This window comes from Vibrio sp. Vb0349 (genome assembly GCF_033338975.1).
Genome location: NZ_JAWOTS010000293.1, coordinates 1 through 1,217 on the forward strand (window position 1 = coordinate 1; position 1,217 = coordinate 1,217).

At 45.3% G+C, this 1,217-nt stretch carries 1 protein-coding gene; it reads left to right on the forward strand.

Features of this window, described 5'->3' with window-relative positions; genetic code table 11:
• Positions 1-59 precede the first annotated feature (59 nt).
• Positions 60-1,217: CinA family nicotinamide mononucleotide deamidase-related protein (locus tag R7Q47_RS25300; RefSeq protein ID WP_318090086.1), on the forward strand; the 1,158-nt coding region annotated here is incomplete at its 3' end.

Genomic DNA, 1,217 nt, shown 5'->3' on the forward strand with positions numbered 1-1,217 from the left:
GAAAACGATATAAGTGCTCCGTATAGAAATAGAATTGTGCTTATGTTCAGGAGTCAGTTGTGAAAATTGCAATGCTAAGTACTGGTGAGGAAGTGCTTCACGGAGATATTGTTGATACTAACGCGGCGTGGTTGTCGAGTTTGTTTTATCAGCATGGGTTTGGCTTAACCAAACGATCCACTGTGGGAGACAAGCAGTCGAGCTTAATCGAAGAGTTTTTAATGCTGAGCTTCAACAATGACGTAGTCATTGTTAACGGTGGATTGGGGCCAACGACCGACGACATGAGCGCCGCAGCGGCAGCGAAAGCAGCTGAGTGCAAACTGGTGTTGTTTAAAGAATGGCTAGAGCAACTGGAGAGCATGTATGCTCGGCGTGGCATTCCTATGCCTGATAGCAATTTAAAACAAGCCATGCTACCTGAAACCGCAGAAATTTTAGACAATCCTATTGGCACGGCATGTGGCTTTAAAATGCTGATCAATGACGCGATTTTTTATTTTACTCCTGGTGTACCAAGCGAATTCAAATTGATGGCAGAAACACAAATTTTGCCTGATCTTCGAAGAGTATTTCCTGATGTAAAAGGTTCATGCTGTAGTCGAATCTACACTTTTGGTCTTTCTGAATCTGGGATCTCGGATAAGTTGGATCAGTTAAAACTGCCACAAGGCTATGAGCTTGGGTATCGCTCTTATCTGCCTTTTATTGAAGTGAAGCTGTTTGGCCCGGCAGATCAGCTTGAACAACGTTTGAAGCTGATGCAGTTGATCAACAAGCACCTCGAAAGCAATACGGTTAGCATCGACCTTCCGATGGTTGAGCATGTAGGACAACTGCTGGCGGATAAAGATCTCACACTTTCTGTGTCTGAAAAAAGCAGTGCTGGATATTTAACCTACTGGTTAAACAGTGATGAAAATGCAGAAAAGCAATTGGGTCACGGTTGGGTGCTGGCAGGGCGTAACCAAACTGTAAACCATGAGGGCGATCCATTGGCTGCGACATTTGCGTTAGCGGGAGCGACTCGCGAAAAGTGCGCTACCGATTTAGCATTAGTGACCGGACAGGTTGAAGGTGGGGTATTTTCTGTCGCTTTGTCTACACCATCAGGTGAATGGGGCGCGTCTTATAAGTTAGCGAAAAAGTATCAACGTGACGACCAAGTGAAAGTGATCAGCACCGCAGCGCTGGATTTATTACGCCGTTACTTAGAG